The organism is Pontibacter sp. MBLB2868 (assembly GCF_051904785.1).
Lineage (GTDB): Bacteria > Bacteroidota > Bacteroidia > Cytophagales > Hymenobacteraceae > Pontibacter.
Window position 1 is genome coordinate 4,086,607 of the sequence record NZ_CP196710.1, and the last position, 17,849, is coordinate 4,104,455.

General features: G+C 42.1%; 16 protein-coding genes and 1 tRNA gene. 12 read left to right on the top strand and 5 right to left on the bottom strand.

Going from position 1 to position 17,849, the window contains the following annotated elements; all coding sequences use genetic code 11:
• Positions 1-307 precede the first annotated feature (307 nt).
• The 3 genes from ACSX1A_RS17465 to ACSX1A_RS17475 all read right to left on the bottom strand — a co-directional run bounded on the left by ACSX1A_RS17465 (position 308) and on the right by ACSX1A_RS17475 (position 4,518).
• A complete protein-coding gene (locus tag ACSX1A_RS17465; protein ID WP_439879586.1) occupies positions 308-1,531 on the bottom strand; it encodes an IS256 family transposase in 1,224 nt (407 codons plus the stop codon).
• 231 nt (positions 1,532-1,762) lie between these two features.
• Positions 1,763-3,052 carry a VapE domain-containing protein gene (locus tag ACSX1A_RS17470; protein ID WP_439880927.1) on the bottom strand — a complete coding sequence of 430 codons (1,290 nt, stop codon included), beginning with the start codon at positions 3,050-3,052 and terminating at the stop codon, positions 1,763-1,765.
• A gap of 617 nt (positions 3,053-3,669) precedes the next feature.
• On the bottom strand, positions 3,670-4,518 hold the full coding sequence (locus ACSX1A_RS17475; RefSeq protein ID WP_439880928.1) for a hypothetical protein: 849 nt from the start codon (positions 4,516-4,518) through the stop codon (positions 3,670-3,672).
• Positions 4,519-4,638: 120 nt separating this feature from the next.
• On the opposite strand from ACSX1A_RS17475, the gene ACSX1A_RS17480 reads away from it, so the two are divergent.
• Genes ACSX1A_RS17480 through ACSX1A_RS17510 form a run of 7 tightly spaced genes read left to right on the top strand, consistent with a single transcriptional unit; the run spans position 4,639 to position 10,504 of the window.
• Entirely contained in the window at positions 4,639-5,079 is a 441-nt protein-coding gene (locus tag ACSX1A_RS17480; protein WP_439880929.1) for a DUF6932 family protein, read from the top strand.
• Positions 5,080-5,083: 4 nt separating this feature from the next.
• A complete protein-coding gene (locus ACSX1A_RS17485; protein ID WP_439880930.1) occupies positions 5,084-6,535 on the top strand; it encodes a helix-turn-helix transcriptional regulator in 1,452 nt (483 codons plus the stop codon).
• A 15-nt stretch (positions 6,536-6,550) separates the two neighbouring features.
• A complete protein-coding gene (locus ACSX1A_RS17490) occupies positions 6,551-7,129 on the top strand; it encodes a DUF4186 family protein (RefSeq protein WP_439880931.1) in 579 nt (192 codons plus the stop codon).
• Positions 7,130-7,150: 21 nt separating this feature from the next.
• Positions 7,151-8,155: a hypothetical protein gene (locus tag ACSX1A_RS17495; RefSeq protein ID WP_439880932.1), complete on the top strand. Its 1,005-nt coding sequence runs from the start codon at positions 7,151-7,153 to the stop codon at positions 8,153-8,155.
• An 18-nt stretch (positions 8,156-8,173) separates the two neighbouring features.
• Positions 8,174-9,418, top strand: coding sequence for a hypothetical protein (locus tag ACSX1A_RS17500; protein ID WP_439880933.1), 1,245 nt, complete (start codon positions 8,174-8,176; stop codon positions 9,416-9,418).
• Entirely contained in the window at positions 9,418-9,948 is a 531-nt protein-coding gene (locus ACSX1A_RS17505; protein WP_439880934.1) for an ASCH domain-containing protein, read from the top strand. Before ACSX1A_RS17500 ends, ACSX1A_RS17505 begins: the two co-directional genes overlap by 1 nt.
• A 16-nt stretch (positions 9,949-9,964) precedes the next feature.
• Positions 9,965-10,504: an ATP-binding protein gene (locus ACSX1A_RS17510; RefSeq protein WP_439880935.1), complete on the top strand. Its 540-nt coding sequence runs from the start codon at positions 9,965-9,967 to the stop codon at positions 10,502-10,504.
• A 345-nt stretch (positions 10,505-10,849) separates the two neighbouring features.
• Here ACSX1A_RS17510 and ACSX1A_RS17515 read toward each other — a convergent pair.
• Positions 10,850-10,925 (bottom strand) — tRNA-Phe (locus tag ACSX1A_RS17515).
• Between the two features lie 171 nt (positions 10,926-11,096).
• Between ACSX1A_RS17515 and ACSX1A_RS17520 the strand changes: the two genes are divergently transcribed.
• The 4 genes from ACSX1A_RS17520 (at position 11,097) to ACSX1A_RS17535 (ending at position 15,933) form a co-directional block, all read left to right on the top strand.
• Positions 11,097-12,470, top strand: coding sequence for a 4Fe-4S dicluster domain-containing protein (locus ACSX1A_RS17520; protein ID WP_439883566.1), 1,374 nt, complete (start codon positions 11,097-11,099; stop codon positions 12,468-12,470).
• Positions 12,471-12,590: 120 nt separating this feature from the next.
• Positions 12,591-13,409, top strand: coding sequence for a (Fe-S)-binding protein (locus tag ACSX1A_RS17525; RefSeq protein WP_439880936.1), 819 nt, complete (start codon positions 12,591-12,593; stop codon positions 13,407-13,409).
• Positions 13,410-13,473: 64 nt separating this feature from the next.
• On the top strand, positions 13,474-13,956 hold the full coding sequence (locus ACSX1A_RS17530) for a hypothetical protein (protein ID WP_439880937.1): 483 nt from the start codon (positions 13,474-13,476) through the stop codon (positions 13,954-13,956).
• Positions 13,957-13,983: 27 nt separating this feature from the next.
• A complete protein-coding gene (locus tag ACSX1A_RS17535; RefSeq protein ID WP_439880938.1) occupies positions 13,984-15,933 on the top strand; it encodes an OmpA family protein in 1,950 nt (649 codons plus the stop codon).
• A 120-nt stretch (positions 15,934-16,053) separates the two neighbouring features.
• On the opposite strand, the gene ACSX1A_RS17540 is transcribed toward ACSX1A_RS17535, so the two are convergent.
• Positions 16,054-16,410 (bottom strand): endonuclease domain-containing protein, encoded by a 357-nt coding sequence (locus ACSX1A_RS17540; RefSeq protein WP_439880939.1) that lies wholly within the window; start codon positions 16,408-16,410, stop codon positions 16,054-16,056.
• Between the two features lie 190 nt (positions 16,411-16,600).
• Here ACSX1A_RS17540 and ACSX1A_RS17545 point away from each other — a divergent pair, with 190 nt between their 5' ends.
• Positions 16,601-17,773 carry an AIR synthase related protein gene (locus tag ACSX1A_RS17545; protein WP_439880940.1) on the top strand — a complete coding sequence of 391 codons (1,173 nt, stop codon included), beginning with the start codon at positions 16,601-16,603 and terminating at the stop codon, positions 17,771-17,773.
• The last annotated feature ends 76 nt before the right edge of the window (positions 17,774-17,849 follow it).

Here is a 17,849-nt window from a genome sequence, read left to right on the forward strand (position 1 = left end):
ATCCAGAAAGCTATATAATTGTTATGTCTATAGTTCTTCTGAAGGCTAGAAAGTGGAGATATAAGCTGATTAGATAGTCTGTATTTTTGTCGGGCTCATTTTGAATCTCAACAGCTCTTACAAAATAGTAGGTGTGGTAACAGATACTATAGGGTAGGTAGGGTAGGGTGTTTGGGATAAATTCTATTTGTTGTAAACAATGGGAGTGTAATTTAAACTGTGTCATTTCCATATTTTCATTTATTGGCCCTGTTGGTGTACTGGTGTGAATCCTTACAGCAACAGGGCCAAACTTTTAAAGTGCGTCTCACTTCAAGTCCAGCTGCATTCTGTCCCCAAACCAGATAGAGAGTTGCTGGGCCGTCTGGCTCCAGTTGCTTAGCGGCATGACCCATTTTTTGCTGATGTTCTGGTGAGACAGGTAAATCAGTTTTAGCAAAGCCATATCCGTTGAGAAAGCTCCTTTGGTCTTGGTCACCTTCCTGACCTGGCGGTGAAAGCCTTCAATCGTGTTTGTGGTATAGATCAGCCTTCTGATCGGCTCGGTGTACTTAAAGTACGTGCTCAGTTTGTCCCAGTTTCGCTGCCAGCTCTCGAGCACCTTGGGGTACTTTTTACCCCACTTCTCCTCCAACTCCAATAGCCGCAGCTCGGCCAATTCCTTTGTTTCTGCCCGGTACACGGGCTTTAAGTCTCTGATGAATTCTTTCTGGTCCTTAGAGCCCACATACTTGATGCTGTTGCGGATCTGGTGCACGATACAGCTCTGCACCTCGGTCTGGGGGAAAACACTTGTGATGGCCTCGGCAAAGCCCTTGAGGTTGTCAATGCAGGCGATGAGCATATCTTCCACGCCCCGCTGCTGCAGATCGGTAAGTACCGAGAGCCAGAAAGTAGCCCCTTCGCTTTCGGATACATACACGCCCAGCAGCTCTTTGTGGCCGTGGCGGTCAATGCCCAGAATATTGTAGACAGCTTTAGAGATGGTGCGCCCTTCCTGTCTGACCTTGTAGTGCATGGCGTCTAGCCAGACAATGCAGTAGAGCCCATCCAATGGCCGGGCCTGCCATTCCTTGACCTGGGGCACGATCTTCTCGGTGAGGGCGGCTAAGGTGTCGTGGGAGATGTCCATGTCATACATCTCCTTCAGATGCGAAGAGATGTCCCGAAGGCTCATGCCCAAACCGTACATACTCAAAATGCGGGGCTCCAGGTTCTCGGCCAGCACCGTCTCCCGTTTGCGGATGATCTGCGGCTCAAAGCTTGCCGAGCGATCGCGGGATGATTCTACTTCAATCATTCCATCTGAGGTGCGAACTTGCTTTGATACTTTGCCGTTGCGGCGGTTGCCTTGCTGGCGCTGCTCAGCGTCCAAGTGCAGGTCCATCTCCGCGTCCAAAGCGGCTTCTAAGAAATGTTTTAACAGAGGGCCTAAGGCGCCGTCTTTGCCAAAGGTGGGTTTGCCGCTCCTAAACTCTTCCAGGAACTGGCGCTTGATCTTTTCCAGATCCAGCTCGTTTTTTTCTTCCATGTCAACTGTGTTAAAGGTAATACTCCTAATCCTTTGACACAGTTTATTTTACAGTCTCTAAACAATAGGATTCTGCAGGCTCTCTTTCCTTTTAAACACTTAGAAATACGATAATATGTGTTTGTCTATGGTGTAGCTTGAAATGAAAGGAGCTCACCTTTCGATGAGCTCCTTTGTGGTAAGCTGTATACTTTTTCTACTTTTGGTCAATCTTGCCTACCCTGCCTACCCTTATGCAACATTATCAAATGAAGGCTCCTTATTATCAGTAGGTTTACCAATGTGTCGAATACAGTATTTAAGAAGCCCCCCTTTTTTTAATGTTTTGAACCCATTCTTCCTCATTGCCTTGCCTAAGCGCTGAGTTGTTGCATTGCTTAAAGTAAATCCTTGCGCAATATTACTTAACTGACGTGCTACTTCAGTTGCACTGTAGAAGAGACAGCCTTCTTCGCCCTCCTTAGCGGGCTGAAAGTGCTGAAGCAGCATGTCTTCTTCCACTGTGGTTCTCTGAAACCTACTATTGTTTACCTCCAGTTCTTTTATATCATCTTCGTTCAGCCAATATTTGAACCCGCTCTGGTACAATGCAAGCGCTTGAGAGTAAACCCAATCCATGTCTACTTTATGTTTATAGTCTATTCCCAAAGCTTCAAAGACAAGAAACCGGCGCGAACCAGTCGAGTCGTTTAGGAACTGTGCATCATTTATCGAGCCAGCGAATGAAGCTCTTCGTGGGAGGTCTTCATTATATCTGCCATAGGGTCTGCGAATCTTGATGTGTGGTTTGGTGATGAGTTCTTTGAATGCTCCTACCTCAGTGTTGCTCATACTCTCTAACTCGTCAAGGTCTATTATCATGCAGGTGGATAGGTTGATGAGTGTGTCCTTATTGAAAGGATTTACTGGACCTGAGTAATAGTAATCTTTTAGCTGTGGCGGTACGAGTTTCTGTATCCAACTTGATTTTCCTATGCCTTGTTTTCCAGTGAAGATTATCGCTGTATGGTTTACAACTTTAGGGTCCAGAAGTGAGCCAACTATAGCAACAAGCCAAGACTTTAGTAAGCGATGGAATAGCTCATCATTATTTGTCTTTACTGTGCTAGCTAATTGAGCAATATAGTCTGTCTTAGAGTTCCATTTAGGTAAGGATTCGAAATACTCCTTAAAAGGGTCATGCAATTCGCTGAATTCAGAAGCTAGTAACCCTCTTAAATAAGTGATGCTGCATTTTACGCCCTTATCCTCAAGCCACTTGTCTTTCTGAATTTCTCTCCACAAGCTATTCTCATCTCTTTCAGTTAGAGGTCTGAAATTGTCCTGCTCATCCTTAAGAATCTCCAACTGTCCTTTCACAGTGTTATAGCGGAAGTAATAGTTTCTTTTCAGGAAACGCTCGATAAGTTCAATATCGTTAGTACTTCCATTATCAAGGTTTAGGTACTTGTCTAATCTACCGTCTAATGAGGACTTAAACAGTGCGTTGAATATATCTGATTGATTTTCCATTATTTTCATTGATAAATTGCCTTTGACCATTGGTGCCTAGGGTTCGGCTACTTCCTAAGACCAGTAGAGTGTGTCAGCCAAACGTGCGCTTTAACCCTAGCTCTGATGCCTGTAGCTTTTAGATGCATGTTTGATGCTTTACAGGTCATCGAGCAGAAGGATTAGGCTATACCTGTTGCGCTTACTGCCACCTTGTTTATTATTTCGCAAGTGCTGCCTTGAGAGTATCACAAAGGTGCTCCTTCATCTCTTGCAATCGCTTTTCAAATTCAACTTTAAAAGGTATCTGCTACAGTAAGATTGACAGACAGCATCTCTTTTCTATGTTTAAATGCTTTCAGGTTGCCTTTACATTGTTAAACAGATGGCTATATGGTACCCTAGGAAACCATCTGGGAAGGATAAAGGCAGCATTTGTTAATGGAGTTCTTCGAGTCACCATTTGCTTTTTCTGCCCTGATTGCGTTACAAGTTTAGAGGGTTTATCAATCAGAAGGAAGGGGCTACAATAGGCTGTAGTTTAGTTGTAGTTTTTTGTGTTGCTCAGGAGTAGGCATACAGGTCCAGAGAGCTCATTTTGAGATGAGTACGCGCTATAGTTTTTTAGATGATAGAACCTTGTAGTTTTATACACTATCAAGTAGGCTATCTATTACTATTGTAGAAACAGGTGATTTTGTTACTTGTAAGCTGCGCTTGTCGTATTTAGCTCCATTTGTTCTTATAAAGCTGTTAGTAGCCATGTCCCAATAATTGTCTTTACTAGCATTTAGCAGGAGCTTACGTTTATATAGCTGTGTTATTAAGTAGCAGAGCTGGTTTTTAGGCCCTGTCCACGCCACAGGACGATTGATGTTCCTGCCACTGAATACTTTCATTAAGTCTTTTCGCACCGGGTCATTTTCTTCATGTGGTTTATCAAATTGACTTCTCCCAATCCATCCTGTACTTAAGAGGGCATCAATAAACTTTCCTGTTTTCTTTGCATCAGTATAAAAATACCTAAATGTAAAGACTACCTGGTTGTTCGCTGTAACTTTAGAGAAAGACGACTCGCTTTTTTTAAGATCTATTAGAGGGCTTAGTTTAGTCTTGACTTGTGTATATAGGTCATCAAGGTATGACCTAATAATAGGGTATGTGTTTAAGGAGGGAAGGTTTGACCACTCGCTAAGTGCAACTTTGGTTGTATTCACTATATATTCAGCAAAGAGTATCCTCTCAGAGTGGATTTTAATACTGAATAGCTGTTTATCTATTGCTCTTATATACTCACTAATTAAGTTTTTCAAATCTTTTTGTAGTTGAAGCTCAACTGTGAGTGTTGTTTCTTTTATTATAGGGTCGTTAACACTAAGATAGGGTTCTCTACCATTTCTGTTATTTGTGACTACGGTGATATTTTGAGGGGCACACCACAAGCTTAATTCTTCTATTCCTTCTTCTGAGAGCAGCCAATTTATCTTTGAAATCATATTTATCTTCAGTTTATTTAAAATTAGTAATTATGTTATTGTATTTTGAATAAATATAATAAACTTTAACACAACAAAATCGTTGTGTTACCATGAAGGTTAATTAAAAGGCAGACATACATGATTCCACCGTTTACAGCTGATGGTTTATTACCACCTGGGATACATTGGGCAACTTGGATAGAAATACAAGAGAGGTTTGGGTATACATCCTATAGAAGTAATTTATTGTTTGGGATGATGATAGGGATAGAATCTTTAAAAAAATCTGGGTGTACAGAACTATACATTGATGGCAGCTTTTGCACAGACAAGCTTGTACCTGGCGATTTTGATGCATGTTATGAAGATGCAAATATTGACTGGGCACTGCTACAAAAAATAGATCCCACTATGCTAGAGTTTAGTAATGGAAGAGCTGCTCAAAAGTTAAAGTACTATGGTGAGTTCTTTCCTTATAGCGCAATAGCAGATAGAACTACAGGTAAAATGTTCCTTGAGTTCTTTCAAGTTCAGAAATATACAAATATTGCTAAAGGTATTGTTGGACTGAAACTATAATTATATGATCAAGAACGAACAGCAATACAGACTTACCAAGGCACAAGCTGCAAAGTTTACAGAATCAATTGATGAGTTATTGTCAGGAATTGAAGGGAAAAACATGCACCCTATACAATTTAAAGCTTATCAAGATGCTTTACAAAGCCAACTTGATGAGATGCTTGAAGATATAGCTAGTTATGAGGCATTGAAGCAAGGAAGAGTTAGGACAATACGTGTAAATTCATTTGATGAACTACCAATCGCACTAATTAAGGCTAGAATAGCTTCAGGTTTAACTCAAAAAGATTTAGCTGAAATATTGGGAATAAAGGAGCAGCAAGTTCAAAGGTATGAAGATACAAGTTATGAAGGTGCTAGTTTCAGAAGACTTAAAGAGATTGCTCAAGCTTTACAGCTCAAGATCAAGGAAGATGTTTTTGTATCTGAAGATTTGATCTCTAAGTCTACTATGTTTTCTAACTTAGCTAAAATTGGGTTTAAGAAAGAGTTTGTATTAAACAGACTTTTGCCTCAGAATTTAGCTTTACAATTATCGGGCTCAATACATGCAAGTAAAGATAAAGTTTTACAAGCTGCATCAGTTATTTCAAGAATACTGAATGTTGATGTTGAAAAACTGCTAACTGGCTATGACCTGAACCTAGATATAACTCAAGTATATCAAACACGATTTAAGAAGCCTAGTAATGCAAAAATAGAAAAAATAGCTCCTTATACTATATATGCACAAATGGTAGCTATGATACTATTAGAAGCATGTAAACATTTAACTAGAAAAGAAATACCTGAAGATTATATAGCTTTTCGAAATCAAATAATTCACAGGTACAATGTAATTAATTTTGAAACGGCTCTGCAATATACATGGGATTTAGGCATTCCTGTGTTGCCTCTTAGTGATTCTAGTTATTTTCATGGAGCCTGTTGGAGAGTAGATTTTAAAAACGTTATTGTTTTAAAACAGAAGACAAATTCTGGTACTAGATGGCTATATGACTTGATCCATGAAGTAAGGCATGCCGCTCAACATCCAGATAATCCAAGTCTTAATTTTATTGAATCCAATGATGACTTCAATGAAGAAATGGTTCTCTCTAAGGATGAAAAAGATGCTAATATTTTTGCAGGACAGGTCTTGTTAAACGGTAAGGCTAATGAACTATCTAGAAGAGCTATAACAGAAGTTAATGGTTACCTTCCAAAGTTAAAGGCAAAGGTTGTGGAAGTGGCTAATAATGAGGGTGTTGATTCGGGGGCTCTAGCTAATTACATTGCTTTTAGGCTAATGGCTGAACAGAGGGTAAACTGGTGGGGAGTAGCAACAAACTTACAATCTGATCAGGGTGGGCATTGGGAGATAGCTAGTAATTTGCTGCTAAAAAATGCAAAGTTAGATGTCTTATCAGATATAGATAAAGAAATTCTAATTAATGCATTAAGAAAAGTTTAAATCAACGCTGTTGTAATGGAAAGTTTAGATTTTGATGAGCCACTACCAAAAGTCACTTGTACTAGTACTGATTGTGATGAAGGGCTCCATTGTTTTAGGCCTAAACGAGCTAAGCCCGAGTTGTTGACTGGCGGTAATTGTCATGCTTGTGATGTTAGTTTAGTCGATTGGGAAAACCTGTCAACTTTAAAAGTTGATGAACTTTTCATTGCAATGCGGCAAGAGTTTATAAGAGAAAAGTTCTGGACAATTCCACTTAGTAAAAGTTTAAAGAACTCTACCTTCATTAAAGGCAGAACTAAACTTGAGAAAGAGGTTAAGGCTAGATTGTCGAAATCTATTAAAAACCCAGGTAGAGAAATTTTTAGAGATGGGATTCAAACTCCTGTAGACAAAGAAAATATCATTTTTTATGCCCAACATGCTACTGCAACTTGCTGTAGAAAGTGCATCAAATATTGGCATAGGATTCCTTATGATAAAGTATTGTCTAATGAAGATTTAGATTATCTTGGAATGCTTATTATGAAATATATTGATGAAAGAGTGCCGAATATTCCTAATAACGAGGCACAACAGGAGTTAAACTTTTGATATAATTTTACGAGAAAACCCTTGGCAGAACACATAAATACATTAGAGCGCTCTGAGCATTTGAGAAATAAAGGGGTTGATTTAGAAACTCGGAAAGTACTTATAACCAGCTTTAGGGAGACAGAGCAAAGTAAAGATATTACCCTATCGTATAATTGTAATGGATATGGTCGTATCCATCACTTTAGAAGAGAGAGTGATACATTCTTTCCGCCTAATTCTTTACCTATTGACCCTGCTTCAAGAGCCTTAGGACTGCCTTATGAAGACTTAATTAAGGTGCAAGTCTTTCAGAATGCTATATGCAGTTGGCGGTGCTGGTATTGCTTCGTTGATTACAGTTTGTTAAATGCAAATATGAAAAGATCATCATTTCTATCCGCTGATGATTTGATTGATTTTTACCTAGATGAAGACTTCAAGAGCCCTATAATTGATTTGTCTGGGGGGCAGCCTGATCTTGTTCCTGAATGGGTTCTATGGTTTATAGATGCTCTAGTTGCGAGAGGTCTTTCACAAAAGGTTTACCTGTGGTCAGATGATAATCTAAGTAATGACTATTTGTGGAAGCACTTAACTAAGCAAGAACTAGTTAGAATTGCTTCATATCCTATGTATGGAAGAGTAGGTTGTTTCAAAGGGTTTGACCCCAACTCATTTTCTTTTAATACTAAAGCTAGGCCTGAGTTGTTCTACAACCAGTTTCAAATTATGAAGCGACTAATTGCTACTGGAATTGATATGTATGGGTATATTACACTGACGTCTAATACAGATAAGGATTTAGGAAGAAATATTTCTAATCTTATTGATAAACTGCAAGAAGAGGTTCATCCTTTGTTTCCTCTAAGAACCATCCCTTTGCAAATAAAAGAATTTACACCTACTCTGTCTAGAATGAAAGAAGACCATTATCGCTCATTAGAAATTCAAAAAGATGCAGTAATGTGTTGGAACAATGAGTTGCAAAATAGATTTTCAAAACAAGAGTTGTCTAAAAGGATTTTTGAGCATAAGCTTTACTAAGTATTATATAAATCAACAATGAGTCTTCCTGCTTTAGAATCCACTCCTGATTATTTGGAGCACCTCCAATCTCACATTATATATTATCTTAAAAAAGAAAGCCCTGCAGAGAAGACTCTTTATAATATTATAGCTAATGCAAAAGGGGCTTATCCACTAGATGTATTATACATATTGAAGAAAGAAGGTATCACATATATAGAAGACAAGCAAGCATACCTTGTAAAGGATAAAGTCGCACTACTGCACTTATCCAAGACTGTATCATCAAATAGAATGTTTTCTGATCCTCACCCTGCAGATTATGACTGGAGATTCGACGCTTCAACTGCTTCGTTTATAGTAAATCATTCAATAAAAAATCTAGGTAAATGTGATGGAGAAATAGCCTTACTTGGTGCTAAAACACTTTACCCTCTGCTTATTAATAAAGGTTATCCAGCCAAACTTTACATTAAGAGCTCTTCTTTGATAAAAGAGCTAAAGGATGCAGGCTTTGAACATGGATTAATCGAAGCTGACTTATTAAATCCAATAAAAGAATCCTTGAAGGTTTTTTCTGCTGTAATCGCTGATCCTCCATGGTATAATGAGTTTTATGAGGCTTTCATGTTACGTAGTAGTGAGCTGTTACATATTGGTGGCAAATTGTATCTAAGCGTGCTGCCAGAGCTAACAAGACCTTCTGCAAAAGAAGATAGAGCTAGAATAATTGAGTTAGCATCATCTATGGGACTTGTGTTTATTGATGAGCTTGAAGGAGAGTTATCCTATGAAACACCAAGATTTGAGTATAATTCATTAATCGCTAATGGTGTATTTTGTGCTAACTGGAGGAAAGGTGATCTTTGGGTTTTTAAGAAAGAAAACGAAATTGATTATTTCATAAAACAATGGCCAGTAGATGAGAATGAGCAATGGGTTGAATTCACTATTGGGAATAAGAAAATCAAACTTAGGGAAAAAAAGGAAATGGCTTTTAAAGCTTTTGAATTCTATCCTGCAGATCCTAAAGGGTTTACATTTTCCTTTGTTTCTAGACGCTCACCGCTAAGAAAAATGATTGATCTTTGGACTTCTGATAACATAGCATTGAGAATCGATAATTTGCCCTTAGTAGAGCTCTATCTGAAAAACCTAGAGAAAGGATGTACTATAAGTGAGGTAAGTTCTATGTTAGATCAAGACATAAATGTCTCGTCGTACGAGAAAAATAGACTTTTGGAGCTAATAAAGATAATTGTTACTGGCCAAATTCAATAATGATGTTTGATATAAAGTATTCGGCAAAAGGTGTCGAAGAGTGGAAGGATAGTTTGTATACTGCTCTTAATAGAGTTTTACTATATGATGATTACTGGAGACAAGTATTTAACAATGAATTGTATAAATGTAATATTAGGGTTCATCTAGGCGTTTTTGTGGAGCCATATCTTCAATATATTCTGGATGGGCAAAAAACACTAGAGTCTAGGTTTTCTGTAAATCAAACATCCCCTTATAAGAAGGTAGGTAAAGGAGATATAATATTAATAAAAAAATCAGGTGGACCTATTGTTGGAGTTTGTAGAGTTACAGAGGCTTGGTCATATGAGCTTGATAAAAGCCTATGGGAAGAGATTAAAGGTGTTCATGCAAAAGCTTTATGTATTAATAATCCAGAATTTTGGGAAAGAAAAAAGAATGCTAATTATGCTACCCTAATGAAGATTACCAATGTAAAACTATTGGAGCAATCTATAAACTTCATAAAAGCGGACAGAAGAGGTTGGATTGTCCTTGATACAAAATAAAAGTGTAGGTAGATTGATGGTATTAGCATTTTCAGGCAAAATAGGTAGTGGTAAATCATCATTAGCAAAAAAAGTAGCGAAAGAGTTAGACTGGAAGTTGGTGAGTTTTGGTGATTTTGTTCGTAAAGAAGCCACTAATAGGGGGATTGAGCACCAACGCGAATATTTACAGGATCTTGGAGAAGAGCTATTGCAGGTTAACTCTTACATATTCTGTAAATCTGTTCTTGATCAGATAGAATGGCAAAACAAATCCTTTATCATTGATGGGATTAGGCATTGGGCAGTTTATAAAATTTTGCAGGAGCTAGTGTCTCCAATGCCAATCTGCTTGATCTATTTAGCAATAGATGAGTCTGAGCGACTTAATAGGTTGGGGAAGAGGGATGATGTTTCTTCTTTAAGTAAGATGCACAATATTGATAATCATCCTACAGAGGTGGATGTTCAATTGAAGTTGCCTAGTGAGGCTACTTTAGTTTTAAATTCAGAACTTCCTGTAGGCGTTTTAGTTAAGTCAATAACGAGTTGGGTTTTTAATAAAAAGAACCTATAAAAGCAAACTAGATATCCTCCTGGTTAAGATCTTACTGTAGCTTTATATCAATTCTAATAAATCCAATCACTGTGGCTGCAACCTTTCTTTAAAAGCAAATATTTGAAGTTCTTAATGTAGTTTCTAATTTATTTAACATTGAAAGTAACTCTAGTTGATGTTGTAGTGAGACAGTACATGAGACAGATAAGAATTGAATAGTAGCCTTTTGTGCCTAATAGCGTAAACTAGTTAAAGTCTCATCTGTTTAAGTTAGAATAGGAGGGAAGGTTCAGGATTGAGTTTAAAAAGCCCTGTAAAGCCACTAAAACAAGAAACCCTCACCGGTTAAGGAGAGGGTTTTGCTGGTGGTGATGATTGGAATCGAACCAACGACACAAGGATTTTCAGTCCTTTGCTCTACCAACTGAGCTACATCACCAGCTCTTGTTGTGCCCCTTGTTTCTAAAGGGTATGCAAAAGTAGTAACTAACTTTTAAGTAGCAAACATTCTTGAGAAAAATATTTTAAAAAATGGCGCTGCCGTACATCTTTCTCATTATTCTGCTATCTTTATATACCAAATAGTATGTATAACGAATAAATTGCCGTGATAATAGGACTAGAGAATATCATCTTCTTGATTGTGGCCGCTATAGGCATTGGCCTCTTTGTGTGGCAGATCAGCAAGATCCGCAAAAATGTACTCATGGGCCGCGACCTTGTGATAGCGGATAACCCGTCAGAGCGAATTAATAAAACATTGCTGGTAGCCTTTGGTCAGCAGAAAATGTTTAAGCGTATGTTGCCCGCAGTGCTACACCTGTTTGTGTATGTAGGCTTCCTGGTGATCAACATTGAAGTACTGGAAATTCTGATCGACGGTATTTTCGGGACACACCGCATATTGGGTTTTGCCGGTATCCTGTACAGCGGCCTTATGGCGGTAAATGAGATCCTGGCCGCACTGGTTATAATTGCCTGCGTTATGTTTTTATGGCGCAGAAATGTCACGCACGTGCCGCGCCTCTCTAAAGGTGTAGAAATGCGTGCCTGGCCTAAGCTGGACGCTAACCTGATCCTAATCACCGAGATCGTGCTGATGATCGCTCTGTTTGCCTTTAATATCTCTGATCTGAAGCTGGCGCAACTAAGGGGAACGCACCTTGCAGGAGCATTTCCGGTAAGTTCTCTATTTGTGAATGCCCTGGGCAGCGACCCTGACACTTTGCATGTGATAGGCCGTGTAGGCTGGTGGTTCCATATCCTGGGCATTCTGGCCTTTATGAACTATCTGCCAAGCTCCAAGCACTTCCACATCATCATGGCTTTCCCGAACGTGTACTTCTCTAAGCTGTTGCCAAAAGGTAAGTTCACCACAAACCCAGCCATCACACACGAGATCAAGGCCATGCTGGACCCTAGCTACCAGCCACCCGCTCCGGAGATGGATGCCGAAGGAAATCCGATTATCCAGCGCTTTGGGGCAAGAGATGTGGAAGACCTGACCTGGAAACAGCTCATGGATTCCTATACTTGTACCGAGTGTGGCCGCTGCACATCCGTTTGTCCGGCCAATATAACAGGCAAGCTGCTGTCGCCGCGCAAGATCGTGATGGATACCCGCGACAGGATGGAAGAAAAAGGAGAGCACCCGGCAATTTATCACCCTAACCACTATAAAGAAATGGGTGTGGAGCGTGTAGAGGTAACCGAAGAGAAAACGTTGCTTCGTGGCTATATCACTCCTGAAGAGCTTTGGGCCTGTACCAGCTGTAATGCCTGCGTAGAAGCCTGCCCGGTGAATATCGATCAGCTGTCTACTATCATGGACCTGCGTCGCTTCCTGGTGCTGGAGGAGTCTGCTGCGCCGGCTTCGTTGAACGCTATGTTTACCAACATCGAGAACAACGGTGCGCCGTGGGCTTTCTCGCCTGCCGACCGCTTTAACTGGGCCGACGAATTATACGTGCCAAGCAACAACTAATTATCAGATATAAGACATAAGAGGTAAGACACAAGATTCAGGGTTATATGAATGGCATAATAGATAATAAAAAGTCTTGTGTCTTCAGTCCGGTGTCTTGTGTCCTTTTTAAAATAACAGATGGAAGAGAATAAGAGATTAGTGAAAGTGCCTACTATGGCCCAGATGGCCGCGAACGGCGAAGAACCGGAGATCCTGTTTTGGGTAGGTTGTGCAGGTGCTTTCGATGACCGTTATAAAAGAGTAACCCGTGCTTTTGTGCAGATACTGGAGCATGTGGGTGTGAAGTATGCTGTGTTGGGAACAGAAGAAAGCTGCACCGGCGATCCGGCTAAGCGTGCCGGTAACGAGTTCCTGTTCCAGATGCAGGCGCTTACCAACATCGAAGTGCTGAATGCTTACAACGTAAAGAAGATCGTGACGGCTTGTCCGCACTGCTTCAACACCATCAAAAATGAATACCCTGACCTGGGAGGAAACTATGAGGTGATTCACCACTCTACGTTCCTGCAGCAGCTGATAAACGAAGGGAAAGTACACGTAAAGGGCGGAGAGGCTTTCAAAGGACAACGTATTACCTACCACGACTCCTGCTACCTGGGCAGAGCGAACGATATCTACGAGGCGCCTCGCGATGTGTTGGCTGCCCTGGATGCGGACCTGGTAGAGATGAAGCGCAGCCGCGCCAATGGCCTTTGCTGCGGTGCCGGAGGTGCCCAGATGTTTAAGGAGCCTGAGCCCGGGGATAAAGATATTAACATTGAGAGAACAGAAGAGGCCCTGGCTACCTTGGGAGCCGGCAATGGTGTGATCGCCACGGCTTGCCCATTCTGTATGGTGATGATGAATGATGGTGTGAAGAACAAGGAGCAGGAAGAAACCGTAAAAGTTTTCGACATTGCCGAGCTCATCGCACAAGCTGAAGGATTAAGTAAATAAACTATTGCGACATTTCATCATCAACTGTGTAGCCACGCAATAGTTTAACTATTCAACCATTACTATGTATATTCCGTTTGACGAATTGCCGCCACATGCGCGCCTCTGGATTTACCAGGCCGACAGGCCGTTAACCGAGGCGGAGCAAAGCGAAATAAAACCGATTCTGGAGCGTTTTGCTACTGAGTGGAGTAGCCACGGGAAAGGCTTACAGGCATCTGCAAAGTTGCTTTATGGCCAGTTCCTGGTCCTGGCTAATAATGAATCTGCGACATCGGCTAGTGGCTGTTCCATTGATGCCTCTGTGCGTTTTGTGCGGGAGCTGGAGCAGCAGTTCGGAGTTTCATTTTTTGACCGGACTAAGCTGGCCTTTTTAAAAGAAGGTGAAGTAGAGCAGGTTAATCTAAGTGACCTGAAAAGCAAAGTGGCGGCAGGAGAGATAGATCAAAATACTTTATACTTCGATACTTTAGTAAATAATTATGGAGAGCTGCAACAGGCATGGCCACGGCCTGCCGGTACTAGCTGGCTCACCAAATATTTCTGATAAAGCAAACACTAACCATACTTGTTCATGCTTCAAACGCTACATATCGGGCATCTTGCGCATCAGTTTAAACTAGCTGCGCTGCTACTGCTGCTGGCACTGTTTCTGGGCTCCTGCGGGGCTGGTAAAAATATCAGTAAAGGTGATAAGAGGTTTGAGCAGGAGCAGTACGAGCGTGCGATTCAGTACTATACCAAAGGACTTGAAAACGCAGCTAACCCGGGAGAGGTGAATTACAAAATAGCGGAAGCTTACCGCCTTTCTAATCGCCTGTCAGAAGCTGAACCATATTATAAAGCTGCCCTGGATGCAAACTATCGCAAAGAAGATGGTTTTTTCTACTACGGACTTGCCCTGAAGGCTAATGGCAAGTATGATAAAGCACGCGGACAGTTCCAGGACTATATGAAGTTTGGCTCTAACCCGGAGTTAAAAGCAAGAGCTGCCCGTGAGATAGAGAACTTCAGCACCATACAAAGTATACTCGATAAAGCGCCACGCTACGAGATACAGAACCTAGAAGCCCTGAACACAGAAGGCTCAGAATTTGCACCTTATGTGTTGAATAATGACCTGGTCTTTTCTTCCACACGTGGAGCAGATAAAGTATACATGGGCAATGGCGAAGGCTTTATAGACATTTTTGCGACACCACTTGCTGACTCTGTTGCAACTATTGGGGGTAATGTGCGCAAGTATGAGAACATTAACCTGGAGGGGATGCACGATGCGCTGCCAACCTTTACCGACGAAGGCCGCACCATGGTTTTTGCGCGTAGTAACGAAGGGACCAAGAAAGGCCGTCAGAACGTAGACATGTTCATTTCCTTTTTCCGTTCCGGCGCCTGGAGCGAACCAAAGCCGCTAAGCATTAACGACCCTCGCGCCTGGGATTCATCGCCGGCTTTCTCGCCGGATGGCAAAACATTATACTTCTCGTCTGACCGTAAAGGCGGCTTGGGCGGAAATGATATCTATAAATCTACCATTGACGACAACGGACGTTTTTCTGCCCCTGAAAATTTAGGCCCATCTATCAACACCCCAGGCAACGAAAGCTTTGTGTCTGTTGGTCCGGATGGCACGCTTTACATTGCATCGGACGGATTGCCTGGATTAGGTAACCTGGACCTGTTCCGGATAGAAAATGGCAAGCCGGTAAACATGGGGCAGCCAATCAACTCTCCCGGCGACGATTTCGGAATATTTCTGCAGAACGAGAATAAAGGCTTCTTTTCATCTAACCGTGAAGGCGGCAAAGGTGGTGACGATTTATACTACCTGAGCAAATCAGCGCGTAAGTTGGTTAATTTCTTTGTGGATGGAACACTTTACCAACTCCGTGAAGGTGCCAAACAGCGTGCGGCTGTGCCAAGCCATGAGGTAACCTTACAGGATGAGGCAGGTAATGCCCTCCGTAGTACGAAAACAGGCGAAAATGGCCAGTTTACCTTTGCGTTGGATACAGCCTCTACATACTTCCTGATAGCAGAAAAACCCGGCTTCTTTACAGCACGCCAGCGCATCAGCACAGTTGATAAGATGCCGAAGCAGGAGGACCTGACGGAGGAGGAAAATGAGGTGCGCCTGACAGCCACGTTGGTACTGAATGAGATCGTGAAAGAAAAGGCGATCGTGCTGGAGAACATCTTCTACGACTACGACAAAGCAGATATACGTCCGGATGCAGCCGTAGAGCTTGATAAACTGGTGCAGGTGCTAAACGATAACCCAGGTATTTCGATAGAACTTAGCTCACATACCGATGCCCGCGGCAGCGATGCCTATAACCAGGATCTGTCGCAGCGCCGGGCAGAGTCTGCTGTAGAATACATTATCTCGAAAGGTATAGACCGCTCGCGCATCTCAGCTAAAGGCTATGGCGAGAGCCGCCTAGTGGTGAAAAATGCTACTACCGAAGAAGAACATCAGCGTAACCGCCGTACAGAATTTAAAGTAGTGCGTATACAAGAGTAATCAGTGTAGCGCTACAAAAGTAAAGAGCCGCATAAGTTTATACTTGTGCGGCTCTTTTTGTCTGTAGGACCGGATCCAACCACCCCTGCCCCTCCTTATCCTAGGAGGGGAGCTCTATTTCTATTTACCAAAGGCGCTTCTTATGCGCTGTAGTACTGACTCAAGATGTTCGAATACTTCTTTATTCTCAAAACGGAGTACTCGAATATTCAAGCTTCTTAGCCACAGATCACGCTCATAATCGGCATATTCTGCAGCATCATTATTATGTACCTGTCCATCCAGCTCAATAGCCAGCTTCTCAAATGGGCAATAAAAGTCGAGAATATAATTACCTGCACTGTGCTGACGTCTAAATTTTCTCCCTTCCAAGCTACCACCTTTCAAATGCTTCCACAGTTCAGCTTCCGCAGGCGTTAAATTATTTCTCAAATGCCTCCGGTTCTCTTTCAAATACCTTCTGTTGTGCGTTACCATTAAGTAGTAATAACTTGTTATAGTAAAGTAAACGCAAGGAAGTAGGATGAGTAGAAAAAAACTCCCCTCCTAGGATAAGGAGGGGCAGGGGTGGTTGGACCCGGTAGTGCAAAATCGGTTACTTTTATTTCCAGTCCATACTGCTTATCCCGTTCGCTTTGCTAAATTTGTAAGCAAATCATCCACAGCTATGGAAGAAAATAGATATTTGCGCCGCGGCGTTTCTGCCTCCAAGGAAGACGTGCACAACGCCATAAAGAACATCGATAAAGGACTTTTTCCGAAAGCGTTCTGTAAGATCATCCCTGACATACTCACCGGAGACCCAGACTACTGCGCCATCATGCACGCCGACGGGGCCGGTACCAAATCCTCGCTGGCTTATATGTACTGGAAAGAGACAGGCGACCTGAGTGTGTGGAAAGGAATTGCCCAGGATGCCGTAGTGATGAACACCGATGACCTGCTTTGCGTGGGTGCTACTGATAATATCCTGCTTTCCTCTACCATTGGCCGGAATAAGAACCACATTCCCGGAGAGGTGATTGCCGCCATCATCAACGGTACCGAAGAGGTGCTGCAGATGCTTCGCGATAAAGGCGTAGGCATTTACAGCACAGGCGGTGAGACTGCCGATGTGGGTGACCTGGTGCGCACCATTATCGTGGACAGCACCGTAACCGCCCGAATGCGTCGCGACGAAGTGATCTCTAACGACAACATACAGCCCGGCGACGTGATCGTAGGTTTTGCTTCTTACGGGCAGGCAAAGTATGAAGAGGAGTATAACGGCGGCATGGGCAGCAATGGCCTTACGTCAGCTCGCCACGATGTGTTCCATAAATACCTGTCAGCTTCTTATCCGGAGAGCTATGACCCTGAGTTGCCTGTAGACCTGGTTTACTCCGGTAACTACAGGTTAACCGATATTGAGAAAGAAACAGGTATGGAAGTAGGGAAGCTGGTGCTTTCGCCAACACGTACCTATGCGCCTATCGTAATGGAGATACTAAAGCAGCACCGCCAGCACATACATGGCATGGTACACTGCAGCGGAGGTGCTCAAACTAAAGTACTTCACTTTACCGATAAGGTTCACATCATTAAAGACAACCTGTTCCCGGTGCCGCCGCTGTTCCGCATTATACAGGAGCAAAGCCATACCGATTGGAAAGAAATGTATAAAGTCTTTAACATGGGCCACCGCCTGGAGATCTACCTGCCGGAGCAGTATGCGCAGGAGCTGATCGATATCTCGAAATCGTTTGGTGTAGAGGCGCAGATCATTGGTCGCGTAGAGGCAAGTAAGAGTAACGAACTCACCATCAGAAGCAGTAAAGGCGAGTTTTACTACGAAGGGTAAATACAAAGTGTAAACTTATACTTATGAGTAGCCGCAGGTTCATAGCCTGCGGCTATTTTTTTGTCGAGGTATGTTA